We start from the raw sequence: 18,311 nt of genomic DNA on the forward strand, positions 1-18,311 counted from the left end.
CAACAGTTAACTTTCTTTTCCTTGAGCTATTGAATTAAAAAGAGCCCATGCGGAGATGGGGTCTTACTTCTTTGCTTTGATTTTCCCGGTCCACATTTTGAAACCGCCCTTTAGGTGAAAAAGTTCCCTGTAGCCCTTTTTGTATAGCATGGCTGCAGCTCTGCCGCTGATGATTTCGCTTTGAGCGTACAAATATACAGGCTTGTCCGGCCTAATTTCGACCAAGCGTGTTTTCATTTGAGTCATAGGGATGTTTCTTGCGCCTAAGATATGACCATTATCGAAATCATTCGGCTCCCGCACATCGATTAGCTGCACTTTTCTGTAGTTAGCGATAAATTCGTCCTGTGTTAGTGTTTTAACGATTTTACGCTGGCGGTACCAATTAAAAAGTGAATACGCAATAACCACTCCTAAGATGATGAGCAGTGTATATAATATTTCCAAACATAAAAACTCCCTTCTACCTTAACGAATACAGACAATCTTTATTATATAATTGCTTTACGCAATAATCAAAAAGAATTTTCATCAAATTCTTCATCGACTTGATAGTACTTTCTTTTTTAGAGTGTTAAAGTCTGTTAAACTACTACATGTGAGTTTTTTGTGGGGTATTGAAAATCAGTCTATCGAAACGAGGGGTAAGGATGGCTAAAGATAAATGGGGTTTTATAGATTCGGGGTATTGTTCACCGGCTTTTAATATGGCGCTGGATGAAGCGCTGTTAAACTGGCAAAGCAAAGGGGAAATTCCGCCAATCATACGCTTTTACGGCTGGGATCCAGCTACATTGTCGATCGGTTATTTTCAAAAGGCGGAAGCGGAAATTGATTTGGAAGAGGTCAAAAGGCAGGGTCTTGGTTTTGTCCGCAGGCCAACAGGAGGACGAGCGGTACTGCACGAGCATGAATTGACTTATAGCGTAATCGTTCCAGAATCCTATCCGGGAATGCCGACTACCGTTACTGAAGCATATCGTGTCATTTCTGAAGGAATATTAATGGGATTCAGGAATCTGGGATTGGATGCTTATTTTGCCGTGCCTCGGACCGATCAGGAAAAAGCGGCTTTAAAATCGCCCAGGTCTTCGGTCTGCTTTGATGCTCCAAGCTGGTATGAACTGGTCGTTGAGGGCAGGAAGGTCGCTGGCAGCGCTCAAACCAGGCAAAAAGGCGTCATCCTTCAGCATGGATCCATTTTGCTTGACCTTGATGATGATAAACTCTTTAGCGTATTTAAATTCTCAAATGACAGGGTTAAAGAGAGAATGCAAAAAAACCTAAAAAACAAAGCTGTGGCCATAAATGACATCGCAGGGAGAAAGATTACCATCCCTGAGGCGAAAGAAGCTTTTGAAAAAGGTTTTGCCGAAGGACTTTCGGTCGATTTAGAGCCATATGTCCTTACCGAAAAGCAATTGCTGGAAGTGAAGGCCATTGCAGAAAGCAAATATGAAAGCGATGAATGGAATCTCATGAGATAGAGGAAGCAAAATCAGAGTGGATAATAAAAAAGTTTTTTCAGATTTGTTTGACCAAATAACACATCCCTTGCAGGGATAAGCCCTAAAAGGGATGGGGAAAAAGCAAGGTCCAAATTAATTGAAATCTGATGAAAAATTATCGTAAATCGACATTTTCCTCCCTTTTGCTAACTATATTAATTGATTTATCGTTTGACAAAATAAAAAGTTATTCAAAACAAACACAATATATAGTGGTTGAAATATTTAATACGACACTATATATTGATTTTTGAGTTTCGCTATGATAAATTTAGGGTACTTGTTAAGCGAAACGGACATGTAAGGTTACATAAGGATTTTTGCGGCAGCAAGAACGGATCATGAAACATATAAAGGAGAGGGAATTATGTCGGTTGTAATAAAAGAAGCTTTAAAGGTTGATCTAGAAAGGTTGAATAAGGATATTTCTTTATTTCCCCAGGTTCACCCTGTAACTGCTGATATGAAAATGGCACATAAGGGAGTGTCCCGTCTAGTCATGCTTGACCGCTATTCTTTTAAGGATACTGAAAAAATCACACTCTCGGCAGGCGATTTCGTCGTGTTGACGATTAAGGAAGATCCGAAATTCCCGGCAAGGGGTCTCGGTTACATCGTTGAAATTGATTGGGAAACCAAAAAAGCCAAAGTATTGGTGGATGAAGAATTCCGTGGCGTATTGGATAATCCGGAAGAAGTGGAGACGGGAATTGTAAACCGTCCGTTGGATATAATCGAAAAGCCGCTTGAAATATACTATGAACAAATTGCGAAACGTAATGCAACGGGATTGGCATCAGTGGAAACCACGGAAGAAAAGAGAACGGAATGGTTCAATAAATTCTATGAAGAATTAAAGAACCTTAATTTTGTCCCGGCAGGTCGAGTATTATACGGGGCGGGTTCCAATACGGATGTTACTTATTTCAACTGCTATGTAATGCCATTCGTACCGGATTCACGTGAAGGGATTTCAGAACATAGAAAACAAGTGATGGAAATCATGAGTCGCGGCGGCGGAGTGGGAACGAACGGGTCGACACTGCGTCCTAGAAACACTCTGGCAAAAGGGGTAAATGGAAAATCCTCCGGTTCAGTCTCATGGCTTGACGATATTGCAAAACTGACGCATCTTGTTGAACAGGGCGGTAGCAGACGGGGCGCGCAAATGATTATGCTTGCTGATTGGCATCCTGATATTGCGGAGTTCATCATTTCTAAAATGCAAAACCCAAGGATTCTGCGTTACCTAGTGGAAAATACTCAAGATGAAGCCATCAAGAAATATGCGACGGATAAATTGAAATTCACGCCGCACACGGAACAGGAAACGGCTATGTATCAAGGGATCATTAATTATAAGGAGATTCCTGGCCAAGGCGGATTTAGCGAGAAAATTATTAGGGATGCAGAAGAAAAGCTCCGTACAGGGGGAACGTACAGTGTCCATAATTCTGATTTTCTGACTGGAGCCAACATCTCGATTTGCCTGACTAAGGAATTTATGGAAGCGGCGGAACAAGATGAGGAATATGAGTTGCGTTTTCCAGATGTTGAAAGCTATAATGCCGAGGAAATGGCCATTTACAATGAAGAATGGCATAATGTCGGTGATGTTCGCGAATGGGAGAAAATGGGGCACAAAGTCCGTGTTTACCGTAAAATCCGAGCTAAAGAGCTTTGGAATTTAATAAACATTTGTGCAACATATTCTGCTGAACCAGGTATTTTCTTTATCGATAATGCTAATGAAATGACGAATGCCAAAGCATACGGTCAACAGGTCGTAGCCACGAACCCATGTGGAGAACAGCCATTGGCCCCATATTCAGTGTGTAACCTTGCGGCCGTCAATCTGGCTGAAATGGCTGATAAAGAAAGCAAAACGGTTAATTTCGAGAAGCTTAAGCAGACTGTCGAAGTCGGTGTGCGTATGCAGGACAATGTCATTGACGCAACTCCTTATTTCTTGGATGAAAACAAAAAACAGGCACTGGGCGAGCGACGGGTTGGACTTGGTGTCATGGGTCTGCATGACCTTTTGATCTACTGTGAGACGGAATATGGCTCTGAGGAAGGAAATATCCTGGTTGACAAGGTGTTTGAAACGATTGCGACGACAGCTTACAGGGCTTCCGTGGAACTCGCTAAAGAAAAAGGCAGTTTCCCGTTCCTGATCGGGTCAACGGACAAAGAAACCGATGAGCTAAGAACACGTTTCACACAAACCGGATTTATGGAAAAAATGCCTGAAGATATCAGGGAAAGTGTTGCTGCACATGGCATCCGTAACTCTCATTTATTGACAGTGGCCCCTACAGGAAGCACAGGAACGATGGTTGGAGTATCAACAGGTCTTGAACCATATTTCTCCTTCACGTATTTCCGCAGCGGCCGTCTTGGTAAATTCATTGAAGTGAAGGCTGACATTGTTCAGGAATACTTGGACCGCCATCCAGAAGCCGATACAGAAGAGCTTCCAAAATGGTTCATTTCCGCTATGGAATTAGCTCCAGAAGCACATGCTGATGTTCAATGCATCATTCAACGCTGGATTGACAGCTCGATCAGTAAAACGGTAAATGCTCCAAAAGGATATACTGTCGAACAAGTTGAAAAAGTTTATGAACGTCTATACAAAGGCGGAGCAAAAGGCGGTACGGTATATGTGGATGGCAGCCGTGACAGTCAGGTTCTTACGCTCAAAGCGGAAGAAAACCAAATGGACGAGCAGCTTGAAATGGATGAATTGACTGATGTGGAAGTAAAGAAAAAAGTCGTATTGGTCGATACGATAAATGAACTGCGTTCGACTAACGTTACGATTGGGTCGGAAGTGGGCAACACTTGCCCGGTGTGCCGTAAAGGAGAAGTCCAGGAAATGGGCGGATGCAATACTTGCACGAATTGCGGAGCACAATTAAAATGCGGGCTATAAGCTGAAGTAAGGGAAGTCGTTAAGGTATGCTGCAAAGCTAGCTTAACGGCTTTTTTTAGTGTTTTAAATGTTTTTAGGAACACTATTCACTTACATGCCAATTGTTGCTTTGTAATAAAGTTTGATTTTTGGAATAAATATTGATAATTAGAAATAAGAGTTAATAATCCGTAATATAGTTTGATATAAAATAACCTCTTTAGGTAAAGAATACTAAAGAGGTTATTTTATATCTTTCAGAAAAAAGGCATGCAGGAAATGCTTAGAAGTTATTAGAAGAAAAAGAATTGAATGAAAAAATTAAATATAAAAATTAAAACTGGTGAACCAGCTGAGATGACTACAGATTTTTTAGTCACAATTAATATTATTGGTCAAGTTCTAGATCTTATAATAAAGCAGCGAAGACTATAGCTTCACTGCTTTATTTACTTCTTTATTTCAGTAACTTAGTAAGCTCTGGAATTGTGAAGAGCCATACCGCATTTTTTCGTTCAGTAGGTGAATTAGCAGAAAATTTCACATTAGTTGGTATTTCTTTTGAATCTAAAGTCCATTTCTTTGTTAAAGAATCGTAGCTTAAGTCAGTAATCTTTTCACCGTTATCCGTTGAGACTGCGACACCAAAGTCATTGTCATTTACGATGGCTAATGTTTTACGATCAGGAAGTAAAGTTAAGCCCTCAGCTTTTTCCATATCCCACCCGTGCTCGCGGAGATTAAGAATTTCCTTCGTAGAGGCCATTTGAATGTTAAGCTTTTTCAATTCTGCAGGATCGTTAATTGTTTCAAGCTCTTTTCCATTAACTTTTTTATTGGTTAGGTCTGTTGCTTTTGTAAGATCGACGAGGTTAATAACGTTTCTCATCTCGCCATTAATATCCTTGCCTTGCTCAATAACGAGAAGCTGCTTATCACTTACTGCGAAAATGTCACCAATTTTCAAGTCCATAGCTTTTTTAAATTTTGACATATTGACTGGGTAAGCATACATTTTTGTTTTGTTACTCTTTGGATCAAAAACAACAATACGTGTAAATAGGGCATTGTTTGTCTCTCCGTTAATATCTAAAATACTTTGCACGGATGAAAAAACCTTTCCGCTAGGGCTAATACTTAATCCCTCCATGCCACGGTTTGGAATTCGATATTTCAAGATTTCTGGTAGACCGTTACCTGGTTGAAGTTTTTGTACTAATTGACCTTTATTTGAAAATTTCGCGATGAATGGACCGTATTCATCAGAAATCCAGAAATCACCTTGTTTATCTACAGCAATTCCTTCTGGGTCCATACCGTTAGGATCATAGTTTAGTTTTTCCATCGTTGGTAAAAGTGGAATTTCTAGAGAAGAACCTGTTTTACCAGGAGCAATTGGTAGTCCTGTAATATAAGAGTTATTTTTATTCTTTAATTTAATACTTTCATTAATTTGTGCTTTACCTTTTTTAATCTTTAAAATCCCAATTTGCGGTTTGAATGCTGGTGATAGGAAATACTTACTTGCTGATGCTTGTCCATTTTCTAAGTAGGTTGGTGCATCGCCGTTTGGACCTCGGTCTGTCAGGGCATAAAATTCATATTCTCCGGTTTTCTTGTCGTATGATTTGAAGGCTAGTGCAGAACCAAAGCCTCCAACAAATCCATAAGGAAATACGTCAGAAACTGAATCATGTGCAGGTGCGAATAAATGAGAATTAACGCTAACTGAATATTTTTTCACATCAATATTAGATTTAGCTGAGGCTGTCCCCGCTAAAAGTGAGCTTGCTAATAATGTTGTACAGAGCGATGCTGCAAAAATGCGTTTCATAATAGGCCCCCTATAGTTGTATTAACTGTTACTATAGCATCATAAAATGATTGAGATATTAATTTTTTGTAAAAATAGGATAAATATACTTTATTTATAATCGTGTTATGAACGTATAAGTTAAAGCTAATGCTTGGTCAATATGACGTTGACGGGCTGCATTTTGTTTAATGCTTTCTTTTGGGTTTAAATGGAAATGAGTCTTTTTGTAATACTCATATGTCTTAAGCAAAGGCTCAAAGAAATTGAAGAGTTTGAAAGTCATTTTCCGGATGGGGTATATATAAAACCAGGGGAAACAAATGAACCTAAAGTTCGGTTTAGAGCCTTGTCCAAATATTGTGCTGAACATGGAAAAAATCCAATCGATTTGACGGACGAAGAAAGAGAACAGTTTATTATCCATGAATAAATAGATCAAGACCAGAGTTGTTGATTAAAGTGCCTGACCCCCGATACAGTCAAGTATTACCGCACTGGGGGTCAGCACTTTTTCTGAATTAATTAGCGCACTTAAAAGGTAAAAAGTTCTGATCAGGGACAATCGGTTCGGTTCTTGTGCTAACGGAAGCTTATGTTAAAGATTGGCCCACAGAAAATTATCAAACTTTTTTACAAAAAATGTGCAAGGCTTCACAAATAAAGAAACCGTTTTGATCAAACTTTTTTTCAAAATGGTTTCTTTTATTTCACGTAAAATGTGGGTTTGTGAGGTGTTTTTGATCAAAATTTAATCCAAAGCTACACCAATAGAGAAGACCGAATCATCGTAAATTCGGTCTTCTTTTTGCGTTCAATCAACCATTTTCATTTTGCTGCCTTATTTCCTTTTCGGCTAGATATTGATTGCCATCTTTCAATACCGAAAATTCATCGACAGAGTCACCAGGTATATTCCTTGGGTTTGGATATTTATTATCTGTTTGGACAGTGATTGTTTGTTTCCCCGTTCCATTTGTCAAGAAGTCTCGTTTATTAGCCATATTGCATCTCCATCTCCTTCATTTTAAATTTCCAAGTAAAAACAATGATGAGGATAACAGAATAAAGAAAAACTATCCTTATGAATTAGATTGTGTAGTTCGATTGAAAGTATGAACAAATCGATAAAAGATTGGAGAACGAAATGAAACCATTTATGCCGCAGTTAGTTTATATCGAGCCCAGGGCATTGGAATACCCGCTTGGCCAAGAATTGAAAAAGAAATTCGAAGATTTGAACATTGAAATCCGTGAGACCACATCACATAACCAAATCAGGGATCTTCCTGGGGAAAATGATTTGCAAAAATATCGTGTCGCAAAATCGACGCTTGTGGTAGGAATCAGAAAAACATTGAAATTCGATTCTTCAAAGCCATCTGCTGAATATGCCATACCCCTTGCTACAGGGTGTATGGGGCATTGTCACTATTGCTATTTACAGACGACACTCGGAGCGAAACCGTATATTAGGACATATGTGAATCTTGACGAGATTTTCGAGGCAGCCGAAAAATATATAAATGAGAGAAAGCCTGAAATTACCCGTTTTGAGGCAGCCTGTACATCGGATATTGTCGGAATTGACCATTTGACACATTCTTTAAAAAGGGCCATAGAATATTTTGGGAAAAGTGAATATGGGGTTTTAAGGTTCGTAACTAAATTTCATCATGTCGATCATCTGTTGGATGCTGAACATAATGGAAAAACGAGATTTCGGTTCAGTATAAATTCGCGTTTTGTGATAAAGAATTTCGAACCAGGCACTTCGAGCTTTGAGCAAAGGATGGAAGCTGCACGCAAAGTGGCAGGTGCCGGATATCCCCTGGGTTTTATCGTAGCTCCAATATATCGTCATGAAGCATGGAAGGAGGGGTATTACGAATTATTTGAACGATTGAGTGAGGCGTTAAAAGGGGTGGATATACCGGATTTGACTTTTGAATTAATCCAGCATCGGTTCACTGGTCCAGCAAAAAAAGTGATTCAAAAAAACTACCCGAAAACTAAATTGGAACTGGACGAAACCAAGCGTAAATATAAATGGGGCCGATATGGCATTGGTAAATATGTTTATCAAACCGAAGAAGCGGCAGAACTGGAAACAACCATTCGTGGGTATATCGCGGAATTTTTCCCGAAAGCGGAAATTCAGTATTTTACCTAATGTAGGCATTTTTCTGATTAAAACTGTCATAAATCCCTCTAATCCTGCTTAGAAATGTAAAGACCGGATTAGGGGAGGGCAGCTATGATTATTGACGGCGTTTTTTCCGGAGGCGGGATTAAAGGCTATGGTTTAGTGGGAGCCCTGCAGGAATTAGAAGAACGGGGTTTTGTATTCCATCGGACAGCCGGTACAAGTGCAGGATCCATAATTGCAGCTTTCGTGGCAGCTGGGTACACCGGAAAAGAAATGGAAAAGCTATTTCTTGATATAGATTTAAGCGGCCTGCTGGATAAAAGGCGTGGTCTTTTGCCTATCCCGCTTGCCAAATGGCTCCTTGTATACTGGAAACTTGGCCTTTATAAAGGCGACGCGTTGGAAGGTTGGATTTCCAGTAAACTTGCCGAAAGGAATGTAGTCACCTTTAAGGATGTTCGACCGAAATCCCTTCGTATCATAACCTCTGACATCACAAATGGGAAATTGGTGGTTCTGCCTGATGATCTACCGAACTATGGCATTGATCCGATCACATTTCCAGTTGCAAAGGCAGTAAGAATGAGTTGTAGCATTCCTTATTTTTTTGAGCCAGTCAAACTCGATGTCGGAAAAAGCAAATTCCTTTTTGTTGATGGAGGTGTTTTGAGCAATTTTCCTATGTGGTTATTCAATTCAGATCATGTAAGGAAGGAACGGCCGGTCATAGGCTTGCGGCTAAGTGTCGATGAGATATGGAAACCGCATAAGGTGGATAATGCGGTTGAATTGTTCTCCGCACTATTCAAAACGATGAAAGATGCCCATGATGCACGATATATCTCCAAGAAACACGTTCATAATATTGTATTTATCCCGATGAAGGGAATTTCTGCAATGGATTTCAATCTGAATGATGAACAAAAGGGTGAATTGATGAAACGGGGCAGACTGTACACGAAAGAATTCCTTAAAACATGGACTTATTGATGATAAATAAAAAAATCGGGCTCTTAAAAAGAAGCCCGATTTTTCTTTTTATTCTTTTTCCCTTCGATGACGGTTAAGTGACTATCCGTTTTCTTTCTCCATTTTATTTTCTTTGATGATTTTGCTGCAGAGAAGCTAGCCACATTGTCTTTTTTCGAAGTTCGGTTTTTTAGCCTTTTTTTCGATTGGCGGGCAGCCTTTCGGAATGCTTGCTGCTCTTTCTTAACTGGTTTTCCCTTTGTTAATCCGGTATAAATCATATAAATAATCCCTGCGACAATGGCTATTATGAGAATGTTTCTAAAAAAGCCAATCGGGTCATTAAATAGTCGGCTCAATAGTCCGAGGACTCCGAGGGCGATGATTCCGTATATCATGAAAGATATGAAACGTTTCAACAAAGACACCTCCTTAAGAGCATCATAAGCATTTTTAGCTTATTTTAAACATTCTTCATGTAAAATATTTGAAAAAGATGAAGGTTATTCCCTTAGTTTAGTATATGATTTTTCATCATCAAAATGTGTATAGATGTTTTACACAATTACATCCGACTCTAACCCTTTTTTGGTTTCCTTTTCCATCCTCAACAATTCTTGGAATGAGGCTAATGCGACTTCGACTTGATCATCTGTCGGGGCTTTGGTTGTCAATAACTGCAGCCAAAGGCCAGGATAGCCAAGGTATCGCAGAATGGGAATATCCCTTACTTTGTTGGTCAACTGCAATACCTCGAAGGCTATGCCAAGCACGACGGGGATAAGCAAAACGCGATTGACGACACGAACCCATAGTGGATCTATTGGTACAAGAAGATAGACAAACATCCCTACAATGACAGTAAATAAAATAAAACTGCTGCCACAGCGATAATGAAGGCGGGAACTTGCCTGCACATTCGCAACCGTCAATTCTTTTCCGCTTTCAAAGCAATTGATCACCTTATGCTCTGCTCCGTGATACTGAAAGACCCGCTTGATCAATGGCGTCATGGATACTACATAAATATATACGAGCAGTAAGATCAATTTGAACAAGCTTTCCACTAATACCTGGGCCGTATGGCCACTGAAAATGGGTTCTGTCAATTTTGCGAGGAAGACTGGAATCAAGGTGAAAAGCAGCTTCCCAAATAGGAAGGAAAGAACGCCGATTACGGCAACTCCAAGCCATACACTCATTTTAGAAGATTCTTTCGTTTCATTTTTCTTTTCTTCCTGCTTTTCCCCGTCTTCTTCTTCATACTGTTCAGTTGAAAAGTTCAGATGTTTCGAGCCGGTGGCACTTGACTGAACCAGTGATACGATACCCCGTAGAAACGGTACTCTTTTTAATCTGTTGACAACAGGTTTCGATTCACGAGGCAGATGATAATATACAATCGTCGAATCTTTGCGGCGTACCGCGGTGACTGTGTGATGTTTGCCGCCGAACATGACGCCTTCCACTACAGCCTGCCCTCCGTAAACGGGTTTTTGAACCTCAGACATTTCTACACCAACCTAATAGTTATTCACGTAGCTCTCTCAAGGGTGCTAACATGTTTATTATCAAGCATCACAAGGGTATAGGCGCTCCTCCAAAATTTGAATGGAGGCTTTAACCCTGCAATTACTTTATGAATGTTGAATCACAGGAAAGTAGTATCCCGTGTACATTATAAACTTCAACAGAGGATGGGTATTTTCCTCTGAAAAAAGCAGATTATTTATGATTTAATCATACAGAATAAATCACAAAACCTCTAGTGATTCTCCTTTCTAAGAATAAAAAAAAATAGTTCTATTTAACAAAGGGCATACTACGTAGCGGAGGTGATTGATATGTCTTCTAATGAAAAGGGACAAATTCAACAGGAATATCAAAGCATGTTAATCTACAATGTATTTGCTGTCGGTTTTGTTGGGGGGGCTTTTGCCAGTTTTATCGGCATCATAGTCCATTATTTTAACTTTATGGATTTTAGCCCAAAATTCATACTTACCTCGTGGTCCAATATGACCTGGATCGATCATTGGCTCGGTACGGTAATGACGATAATTTTGTTCGGAATTCTATCCATGGGGATCGCTTTTATATACTATAGTCTTTTTAAAAGGATGAAGAGTATTTTTCCAGGTATTATTTTGGGGGTGGTTTGCTGGGCTTTGATGGTATTTGTCCTGAAACCGATGTTCGTCGATTTGCCGACCTTTTCTAAAATGTCTGCAAATACGGTTATAACTAGTGTATGCATTTGTATTTTATATGGTCTTTTTGTAGGGTTTTCTATATCATACGATCAACAGGAATATATCCGTCAAAAAAACAAAGCCGAGAAGCAATCGGAAAGCTGATTGCTTCTGTTGTAAAAAAGTAGTAAGACAATTTGTAATTATGATAGAATGTTCATGGAAAGCATTCTTTTAACATGAGCAGGTGTTTGATGATGACAAAAATCTTACTAATCAATGGTCCGAATTTAAATCGCTTGGGGAAGCGGGAACCTGCGCATTATGGATCCTCGACGCTTGCGGATGTGGAAGCGCAATTAATGCAGCAAGCTCAAGGGTTAGATGTGGAATTGACTTCTTTTCAAACGAACCATGAAGGAGCGATTATCGACAAGCTCCATTGGTCAGAGGATCATGGGATCGACGGGATTATCATTAATCCTGGAGCTTTTACTCATTATAGCTATGCGATTCGTGATGCAATAGCCGGAATTGATGTTCCAGTGGTGGAAGTGCATATTTCGAACATACATGCCCGTGAAAGCTTTCGGCATGATTCAGTGACCGCACCGGTAACTGCGGGACAGATTGTCGGCTTGGGGATACACGGATATGAATTGGCGTTGCAGGCGATCACAAAGATTGCAAAGGGGAGAAATTAAATGAATAAACTAATGCGCTTAAGAGCCTCAATGGAAAAGGCGGGCATTGATGGTTTTTTGATTACCAGTACATATAACCGTCGATTCATGACCAATTTTACGGGAAGTGCAGGCGTTGTCCTTATTTCCCAAAAGGAAGCTAAATTCATCACTGATTTCCGATACGTGGAACAAGCGGGCAAGCAGGCGCCGGACTATGAGATCGTTCAACACAAAGGAACCATCATCGAAGAAGTCGGAAAGCAGGCTAAGGCGATGAATATCGGCAAGTTGGGCTTTGAGCAAGAACACCTGACTTATGCTACATATAAGGCATACGAAGCGGCCATTGATGGTCAACTTTTGCCGGTCTCGGGGATAATCGAGAAATTACGCTTGATAAAGACTTCATCAGAGATTAAGATATTAAAGGAAGCGGCTGCTATTGCTGATGCTGCGTTTACACATATTCTGGATTTCCTGCGTCCAGGGATCTCGGAACTGGATGTATCCAATGAACTTGAGTTCTTTATGAGGAAACAAGGGGCAACTTCTTCTTCCTTCGATATTATTGTAGCATCCGGCTTAAGGTCCGCACTTCCGCATGGAGTGGCTACGGATAAAATCATCGAAAAAGGCGATTTCGTCACATTGGATTACGGGGCATACTATAATGGGTATGTGTCTGACATCACTCGGACATTAGCGGTTGGCCAGCCAAGTGAAGAACTTATTAATATTTATGACATTGTTTTAGAAGCTCAACTGCGGGGAATGGCTGGGATCAAACCTGGTATGACTGGCAAGGAAGCGGATGCACTAACTCGAAATCTAATTGAAGAAAAGGGATATGGGCAGTATTTTGGACATTCGACTGGACATGGAATCGGTCTTGAAGTTCATGAAGGTCCAGCATTATCCTTTAGGTCTGATATCATTTTAGAACCAGGTATGGCCGTAACCGTTGAACCGGGCATTTACATACCGGGGGTAGGCGGAGTGCGGATTGAAGATGATACAATCGTTACACTTGATGGTAACGAAGCACTTACTCATTCAACCAAAGAGTTAATCATTCTGTAAACATGTACATGTAGGAGGACAAATTTATGATTTCTGTAAACGATTTTCGCACGGGTGTTACGATTGAAGTAGATAATGGAATTTGGCAGGTTATCGAGTTCCAACACGTTAAACCTGGTAAAGGTGCAGCTTTTGTACGTTCTAAACTTCGTAACCTTCGTACGGGTTCAATCCAAGAGAAAACATTCCGTGCTGGTGAAAAAGTTGCTAAAGCACATATCGAAAACCGCAAGATGCAGTACCTTTATGCAAGTGGAGATAGCCATGTATTCATGGATAACGAAACATATGACCAAATCGAGCTTCCTGCATCAAGCATAGAACGTGAACTTAAATTCCTTAAGGAAAATATGGAAGTGCATATCATGACTTTCCAAGCGGAAACACTTGGGGTCGAGCTTCCAAACACAGTGGAACTTGAAGTGGCGGAAACGGAGCCGGGAATTAAAGGCGATACATCTTCAGGCGGCACGAAGTCAGCCGTACTTGAGACGGGCCTTTCGGTTCAAGTTCCATTCTTCATCAACCAAGGTGACAAACTATTGATCAACACTAATGAAGGTTCTTACGTATCACGTGCATAAATGAAAGGAGGCCGAGATTAATTTCTCGGCCTCAAATTTTAGACAAAAAGGTTTCGGAATGGTCTTATTCCGAAACCTTTTTGATTTTTTATTGGATTGGACTTCATGATGACGTAGATGATCTGCTTCTTCCATTTATTCTTGCCAAATAAGGAGTGTCACCACTTTCTGATGGTCCTTACTTTCTGTACACTGTGATAAAAATGAACGAGCCGCACAAATGGATGAGGATGAATTGTACACACGATGGCCCTCTTTAATCTCCAAGCCATAAAAAAACTTAGGAAAACTCGTTTTCTTCGAATTTGTCTACAGACTGTAGACCGGGATTAATTTCTCGGTCTTTTTTTGTTTTTTTGATCCAGGAAGATATAAAAAATCAATAAATGGTCTGTTTCTTTAATAGCCTGTCATCATTGCAGGCTGGTCGGCATATATTTTATTGAAAGTGGTGTATACAGGAGGATTGTCAAAATGGAAACGATTCTTTCTTTTTTACCGAAAAAATTATACGAGCAACTCCGGGGTATGACACCGATGATGATCGATAAGATGGAAGAACTGCGAATTCGGGTTGGAAGGCCGCTTGAGGTCATTGTAGGAGGGGAACCATACTTCTTTTCATATGAAGTGACCCATTCGGATGCGGATCAATTATTGAATCAAATAGGTCAATTTTCGTTATATACACTTGAAGAAGAATTAAAGCGAGGATATATAACAATAGCAGGCGGACATCGGGTGGGGCTTGCTGGCAAGGTGATTCTGGAAAATGGAGCGGTCAAAGCGATCAGGGATATTTCCTCATTCAATATTCGGGTTGCACGTGAAAAAATAGGTGCAGCTGAACCGCTCACTCCTTACTTATATGACGGGGAATGGCAGCATACCATGTTGATCGGTGCTCCGCAAACGGGAAAAACGACCATATTACGTGATATTGCAAGAATGATATCCAGTGGTAATGAAAAACATGGCATTGCCCCTCAAAAGGTGGGGATAGTGGACGAGCGCTCGGAAATTGCCGGATGTGTTCATGGTGTGCCGCAGCTCCAATTTGGAACAAGGGTTGATGTGCTCGATGGATGTCCTAAAGCGGAAGGGATGATGATGATGATCCGTTCGATGTCCCCGGATGTATTGATTGTGGATGAAATAGGCCGCGCAGCGGATACGCTGGCTGTGCTGGAAGCCGTGAACGCAGGTATTAAACTCATGATAACTACACATGGCCATACACTGGATGAAATTAAAAAGCGGCCTTTTATTGCCGAAATATTAAAGCAAAACATCTTTGAACGGTTTATAGAATTACAGAGAAGTAAATCCGGTAAGAGGAGCTACAATGTCCTTGATGCTGCCGGAGTTCCCATTTTCTTGGGGGGGAGTGTGAACCCGCATGTTTAAGTTAATAGGTGCAGCGATCATTATCATTGCAACGACATGGGCAGGTTTCGAAGCTGCGAAAAAATTAAGTATGAGGCCTCGTCAACTGAGACAGCTGAAAGTCGCCATGCAATCGCTTGAAGCCGAAATCATGTTTGGTCATACACCTTTGAAAGAAGCGTCAAGGAAACTTTCCAAACAGATGGCCAAACCTTTATCCATCTTTTTCGATGCATTTGCAAACCGACTCGACTCCGGAGAGACCACCGTCAAGGAAGCATGGGATGATAGTTTGAAGAAAATATGGCAATCCCTTGCTTTAAAACAGGGAGAATTCGAGATTCTTTCACAGTTTGGGGAAACGCTTGGAAAAAGCGATAAATATCATCAGCAAAAGCAAATCATGCTAACGATGGCACACTTGGAACGGGAAGAGAGCGATGCACTCGACCGACAGGGAAAATATGAAAAAATGATGAAAAGTCTTGGGTTTTTATCAGGGTTATTATTGATCATCTTACTGATGTAGGAATATGTGGGGGGAATGAAAATGGGCATTGATGTGGACATCATATTTAAAATAGCAGGTGTGGGGCTAGTAGTGGCATTTCTTCACACGATACTAGATCAGGTTGGGAAGAAGGAATATGCCCAGTGGGTGACACTTTTCGGATTCATCTATATTTTATTCATGGTAGCTTCTGTAGTAGAGGATTTATTTCAAAAAATTAAATCTGTATTTCTATTTCAGTAAGGGAGGGATTCGCGATTGAAATCATAAAAATCGTGGCCATTGCCCTAGTTGCCACCTTTTTGGCACTGATCGTGAAAGAGCAAAAACCAAATTTCGCATTCCTGCTTGTCGTTTTTGTAGGCTGCTCCATTTTTCTTTTTTTAGCTGACAAAATATACGAAATTATTTTAATGTTAGAAAAAATTGCGGTTAATGCGAATGTAAATACCGTGTATCTAGAGACCATCTTGAAAATAATTGGAATTGCCTATATTGCAGAATTCGCTTCTCAAATTACAAAAGATGCAGGGCAAGGTTCGCTCGCTTCCAAAATAGAATTAAGCGGAAAAATCTTGATTCTTGCCATGGCGATTCCGATTTTAACGGTCATTATCGAAACGATTATACAGATGCTCCCAAGTTAAGGGATTACTCCTACTAGTCAATGAGGTGAATGTATGAAGCAGCGGATGCCTTACTTATCCATTCTATTCGTTTTACTCTTTTTTTTGCATGCATCTATTGGACAAGCTGCCGAAAATCCTGGAAATGGTGAAATCGAACAAGAGCCGATCATGCAGTCCGAGCTGGTACAAGCCCAAATAGAAAGGCTGGGTGTCGATGAGCTCAAACAATATTGGGATGACATCGTTACGGAATATGGAGGATTTCTACCGGAAAGCCAAAAAGGGAGCTTCATGGACTTCGTAAGCGGCGATAAGAAATTTTCCTTTGAGGAATGGATAAAGGGAATGACAAAATTCATTTTTCATGAACTGCTCGTCAATGGAAAGCTGCTAGGATCACTCATTTTATTAACCGTCTTCAGCATGTTCCTCCAGTCTTTGCAGAATGCGTTCGAGCAGAACTCCGTGAGTAAGGTCGCTTATGCAATCGTTTATATGGTGCTGATCATTTTGGCCCTTAACAGTTTTCATGTGGCGATTGAATATACAAAAGATACGATAGATTTGATGATTTCCTTTTTAATGGCGCTCATCCCTTTACTCTTGGCATTGATAGCTGCTTCAGGGGGACTTGTATCAGCAGCTTTCTTTCACCCGGTATTAATGTTTTTGATGAATACAAGCGGTATCTTGATCCAGTTTGTCGTCCTTCCGTTATTATTCTTTTCAGCGATTTTAAGCATCGTCAGCACGCTGACCGAACATTATAAAGTGACACAGCTGGCACAGCTTTTCCGTAATTTTGCCATCGGTATCCTTGGGGCATTCATGACCATATTTCTTGGTGTAATATCCGTACAGGGGGCATCATCTGCTGTAGCTGACGGAGTGACGATCAGGACGGCCAAATTCGTGACAGGTAACTTTATACCGGTAATAGGGCGCATGTTTACCGATGCAACCGATACGGTCATAAGTGCCTCCGTTCTTTTGAAGAATACAGTCGGCTTGTCTGGCGTCATCATACTCTTGCTCATTACCACGTTTCCCGCCATAAAAATCCTGATGATTTCTTTTGTCTATAAATTGGCAGCGAGTCTTTTGCAGCCGCTTGGCGGAGGACCTGTAATAAAATGCCTCGACATTATTAGTAAAAGCATGATTTATATTTTCGCTGCATTGGCCATTGTCTCACTCATGTTTTTCTTAAGTATCACGGTAATTATCGCATCTGGAAACATTACTCTGATGGTTCGTTAGAAAGGAGGAGGGCTTGGTGAGTTTTTTAGCTGGCTGGGTATCCAACATCATCATATTTGTATTGCTGGCTACTGTGATCGATATGCTCCTTCCGAATTCAGCTTTACAGAAGTATGCCAAAATGGTTATCGGACTTTTACTGATTGCGATCATCATCACTCCTATATTGGGATTATTCAACAAGGATTTTGATGATATTCTCACTGCAGCTACTAGTGAATTTGAGGATCAGAAAAAAAAAGATTTAGGAAATTTGACAGAAATGAAGAAAAAAGAAATACAAGCTACCCAGGGTGCATATATTTTAAAACAAATGGCTGTTGACTTACAGGCAGAAGTGGAAGAGGAGCTGATGGTGGATTATAACATGAAGATTAGTTCAATTGATGTAGGGGTCAAGAATGAAGAAGCACCTGGTGCTGATGATCTGCAGAACATAACCATCTCATTGGAAAAGGCAGAAGGGAAAGAAAACTCGGAGATAGAGGCAGTAGCGAAGGTTGATATCAATGCAGATAGCCCATCCACTTCAAATGATGCCAATCTGGATGCTGTCAGAAGGTTTCTGGCAACAAGTTGGTCTGTTGATGAAGAGATCATTGAAATCGCCGGGGAAAGGAAGTGACT

General features: G+C 40.5%; 20 protein-coding genes. 15 read left to right on the forward strand and 5 right to left on the reverse strand.

Annotated features, from left to right (window positions below):
• Positions 1-63 precede the first annotated feature (63 nt).
• Positions 64-447 carry a rhodanese-like domain-containing protein gene (locus ACFVS1_RS04955; protein WP_076365383.1) on the reverse strand — a complete coding sequence of 128 codons (384 nt, stop codon included), beginning with the start codon at positions 445-447 and terminating at the stop codon, positions 64-66.
• A gap of 203 nt (positions 448-650) precedes the next feature.
• On the opposite strand from ACFVS1_RS04955, the gene ACFVS1_RS04960 reads away from it, so the two are divergent.
• The gene (locus tag ACFVS1_RS04960; RefSeq protein WP_352919971.1) at positions 651-1,487 is read left to right on the forward strand and encodes a lipoate--protein ligase family protein; all 837 of its coding nucleotides are present in this window, start codon (positions 651-653) and stop codon (positions 1,485-1,487) included.
• 388 nt (positions 1,488-1,875) lie between these two features.
• Positions 1,876-4,446: a vitamin B12-dependent ribonucleotide reductase gene (locus tag ACFVS1_RS04965; protein WP_387545411.1), complete on the forward strand. Its 2,571-nt coding sequence runs from the start codon at positions 1,876-1,878 to the stop codon at positions 4,444-4,446.
• Between the two features lie 436 nt (positions 4,447-4,882).
• Here ACFVS1_RS04965 and ACFVS1_RS04970 read toward each other — a convergent pair whose 3' ends face one another.
• Positions 4,883-6,259: an esterase-like activity of phytase family protein gene (locus ACFVS1_RS04970; RefSeq protein ID WP_387545414.1), complete on the reverse strand. Its 1,377-nt coding sequence runs from the start codon at positions 6,257-6,259 to the stop codon at positions 4,883-4,885.
• 196 nt (positions 6,260-6,455) lie between these two features.
• Between ACFVS1_RS04970 and ACFVS1_RS04975 the strand changes: the two genes are divergently transcribed.
• A complete protein-coding gene (locus tag ACFVS1_RS04975) occupies positions 6,456-6,671 on the forward strand; it encodes a hypothetical protein (protein WP_387545416.1) in 216 nt (71 codons plus the stop codon).
• A gap of 385 nt (positions 6,672-7,056) precedes the next feature.
• On the opposite strand, the gene ACFVS1_RS04980 is transcribed toward ACFVS1_RS04975, so the two are convergent.
• On the reverse strand, positions 7,057-7,242 hold the full coding sequence (locus ACFVS1_RS04980) for a hypothetical protein (RefSeq protein ID WP_241589702.1): 186 nt from the start codon (positions 7,240-7,242) through the stop codon (positions 7,057-7,059).
• A 143-nt stretch (positions 7,243-7,385) separates the two neighbouring features.
• Here ACFVS1_RS04980 and splB point away from each other — a divergent pair, with 143 nt between their 5' ends.
• Together splB and ACFVS1_RS04990 are read left to right on the forward strand one after the other, a co-directional pair.
• Positions 7,386-8,411, forward strand: a complete 1,026-nt coding sequence (gene splB, locus ACFVS1_RS04985; RefSeq protein ID WP_387545419.1) for a spore photoproduct lyase — start codon at positions 7,386-7,388, stop codon at positions 8,409-8,411.
• 84 nt (positions 8,412-8,495) lie between these two features.
• A complete protein-coding gene (locus ACFVS1_RS04990; RefSeq protein WP_352919982.1) occupies positions 8,496-9,377 on the forward strand; it encodes a patatin-like phospholipase family protein in 882 nt (293 codons plus the stop codon).
• A 23-nt stretch (positions 9,378-9,400) separates the two neighbouring features.
• Here ACFVS1_RS04990 and ACFVS1_RS04995 read toward each other — a convergent pair whose 3' ends face one another.
• The gene (locus ACFVS1_RS04995) at positions 9,401-9,775 is read right to left on the reverse strand and encodes an SA1362 family protein (protein WP_048677789.1); all 375 of its coding nucleotides are present in this window, start codon (positions 9,773-9,775) and stop codon (positions 9,401-9,403) included.
• Between the two features lie 138 nt (positions 9,776-9,913).
• Positions 9,914-10,867, reverse strand: coding sequence for a DUF1385 domain-containing protein (locus tag ACFVS1_RS05000; RefSeq protein ID WP_352919985.1), 954 nt, complete (start codon positions 10,865-10,867; stop codon positions 9,914-9,916).
• A 333-nt stretch (positions 10,868-11,200) separates the two neighbouring features.
• Between ACFVS1_RS05000 and ACFVS1_RS05005 the strand changes: the two genes are divergently transcribed.
• The 10 genes from ACFVS1_RS05005 to spoIIIAF all read left to right on the forward strand — a co-directional run bounded on the left by ACFVS1_RS05005 (position 11,201) and on the right by spoIIIAF (position 18,309).
• Positions 11,201-11,713, forward strand: coding sequence for a YqhR family membrane protein (locus ACFVS1_RS05005; protein ID WP_387545423.1), 513 nt, complete (start codon positions 11,201-11,203; stop codon positions 11,711-11,713).
• A gap of 92 nt (positions 11,714-11,805) precedes the next feature.
• Positions 11,806-12,252, forward strand: a complete 447-nt coding sequence (gene aroQ, locus ACFVS1_RS05010) for a type II 3-dehydroquinate dehydratase (protein WP_352919991.1) — start codon at positions 11,806-11,808, stop codon at positions 12,250-12,252.
• Complete coding sequence (locus ACFVS1_RS05015; RefSeq protein WP_387545425.1) at positions 12,253-13,314, forward strand: M24 family metallopeptidase; 1,062 nt, start codon at positions 12,253-12,255, stop codon at positions 13,312-13,314. It begins immediately after the preceding gene.
• 26 nt (positions 13,315-13,340) lie between these two features.
• Positions 13,341-13,898 (forward strand): elongation factor P, encoded by a 558-nt coding sequence (gene efp, locus ACFVS1_RS05020; RefSeq protein WP_034308328.1) that lies wholly within the window; start codon positions 13,341-13,343, stop codon positions 13,896-13,898.
• Positions 13,899-14,372: 474 nt separating this feature from the next.
• The gene (gene spoIIIAA / locus ACFVS1_RS05025) at positions 14,373-15,305 is read left to right on the forward strand and encodes a stage III sporulation protein AA (protein ID WP_352919997.1); all 933 of its coding nucleotides are present in this window, start codon (positions 14,373-14,375) and stop codon (positions 15,303-15,305) included.
• On the forward strand, positions 15,298-15,813 hold the full coding sequence (spoIIIAB, locus tag ACFVS1_RS05030) for a stage III sporulation protein SpoIIIAB (protein ID WP_352920000.1): 516 nt from the start codon (positions 15,298-15,300) through the stop codon (positions 15,811-15,813). Before spoIIIAA ends, spoIIIAB begins: the two co-directional genes overlap by 8 nt.
• 21 nt (positions 15,814-15,834) lie before the next feature.
• Positions 15,835-16,038, forward strand: coding sequence for a stage III sporulation protein AC (spoIIIAC, locus tag ACFVS1_RS05035; protein ID WP_034308319.1), 204 nt, complete (start codon positions 15,835-15,837; stop codon positions 16,036-16,038).
• Between the two features lie 23 nt (positions 16,039-16,061).
• Positions 16,062-16,442, forward strand: a complete 381-nt coding sequence (gene spoIIIAD, locus ACFVS1_RS05040) for a stage III sporulation protein AD (RefSeq protein ID WP_241589925.1) — start codon at positions 16,062-16,064, stop codon at positions 16,440-16,442.
• Between the two features lie 33 nt (positions 16,443-16,475).
• On the forward strand, positions 16,476-17,684 hold the full coding sequence (spoIIIAE, locus tag ACFVS1_RS05045) for a stage III sporulation protein AE (protein ID WP_387545429.1): 1,209 nt from the start codon (positions 16,476-16,478) through the stop codon (positions 17,682-17,684).
• A 16-nt stretch (positions 17,685-17,700) separates the two neighbouring features.
• Entirely contained in the window at positions 17,701-18,309 is a 609-nt protein-coding gene (spoIIIAF, locus tag ACFVS1_RS05050; protein ID WP_241589693.1) for a stage III sporulation protein AF, read from the forward strand.
• The last annotated feature ends 2 nt before the right edge of the window (positions 18,310-18,311 follow it).

Origin of the sequence: Peribacillus sp. NPDC058075 (assembly GCF_042885195.1) — a bacterium.
Lineage (GTDB): Bacteria > Bacillota > Bacilli > Bacillales > DSM-1321 > Peribacillus.

Coding starts and splice junctions, on each gene's coding strand:
- ACFVS1_RS04970 (WP_387545414.1), bottom strand. CDS start 6,259: ATGAAACGCATTTTTGCAGCATCGCTCTGTACAACATTATTAGCAAGC.
- efp (WP_034308328.1), top strand. CDS start 13,341: ATGATTTCTGTAAACGATTTTCGCACGGGTGTTACGATTGAAGTAGAT.
- spoIIIAB (WP_352920000.1), top strand. CDS start 15,298: ATGTTTAAGTTAATAGGTGCAGCGATCATTATCATTGCAACGACATGG.
- spoIIIAE (WP_387545429.1), top strand. CDS start 16,476: ATGAAGCAGCGGATGCCTTACTTATCCATTCTATTCGTTTTACTCTTT.
- ACFVS1_RS04980 (WP_241589702.1), bottom strand. CDS start 7,242: ATGGCTAATAAACGAGACTTCTTGACAAATGGAACGGGGAAACAAACA.
- ACFVS1_RS05000 (WP_352919985.1), bottom strand. CDS start 10,867: ATGTCTGAGGTTCAAAAACCCGTTTACGGAGGGCAGGCTGTAGTGGAA.
- ACFVS1_RS04975 (WP_387545416.1), top strand. CDS start 6,456: ATGAGTCTTTTTGTAATACTCATATGTCTTAAGCAAAGGCTCAAAGAA.
- spoIIIAA (WP_352919997.1), top strand. CDS start 14,373: ATGGAAACGATTCTTTCTTTTTTACCGAAAAAATTATACGAGCAACTC.
- ACFVS1_RS04960 (WP_352919971.1), top strand. CDS start 651: ATGGCTAAAGATAAATGGGGTTTTATAGATTCGGGGTATTGTTCACCG.
- ACFVS1_RS05015 (WP_387545425.1), top strand. CDS start 12,253: ATGAATAAACTAATGCGCTTAAGAGCCTCAATGGAAAAGGCGGGCATT.
- ACFVS1_RS04990 (WP_352919982.1), top strand. CDS start 8,496: ATGATTATTGACGGCGTTTTTTCCGGAGGCGGGATTAAAGGCTATGGT.
- spoIIIAC (WP_034308319.1), top strand. CDS start 15,835: ATGGGCATTGATGTGGACATCATATTTAAAATAGCAGGTGTGGGGCTA.
- ACFVS1_RS04965 (WP_387545411.1), top strand. CDS start 1,876: ATGTCGGTTGTAATAAAAGAAGCTTTAAAGGTTGATCTAGAAAGGTTG.
- aroQ (WP_352919991.1), top strand. CDS start 11,806: ATGACAAAAATCTTACTAATCAATGGTCCGAATTTAAATCGCTTGGGG.
- splB (WP_387545419.1), top strand. CDS start 7,386: ATGAAACCATTTATGCCGCAGTTAGTTTATATCGAGCCCAGGGCATTG.
- ACFVS1_RS05005 (WP_387545423.1), top strand. CDS start 11,201: ATGTCTTCTAATGAAAAGGGACAAATTCAACAGGAATATCAAAGCATG.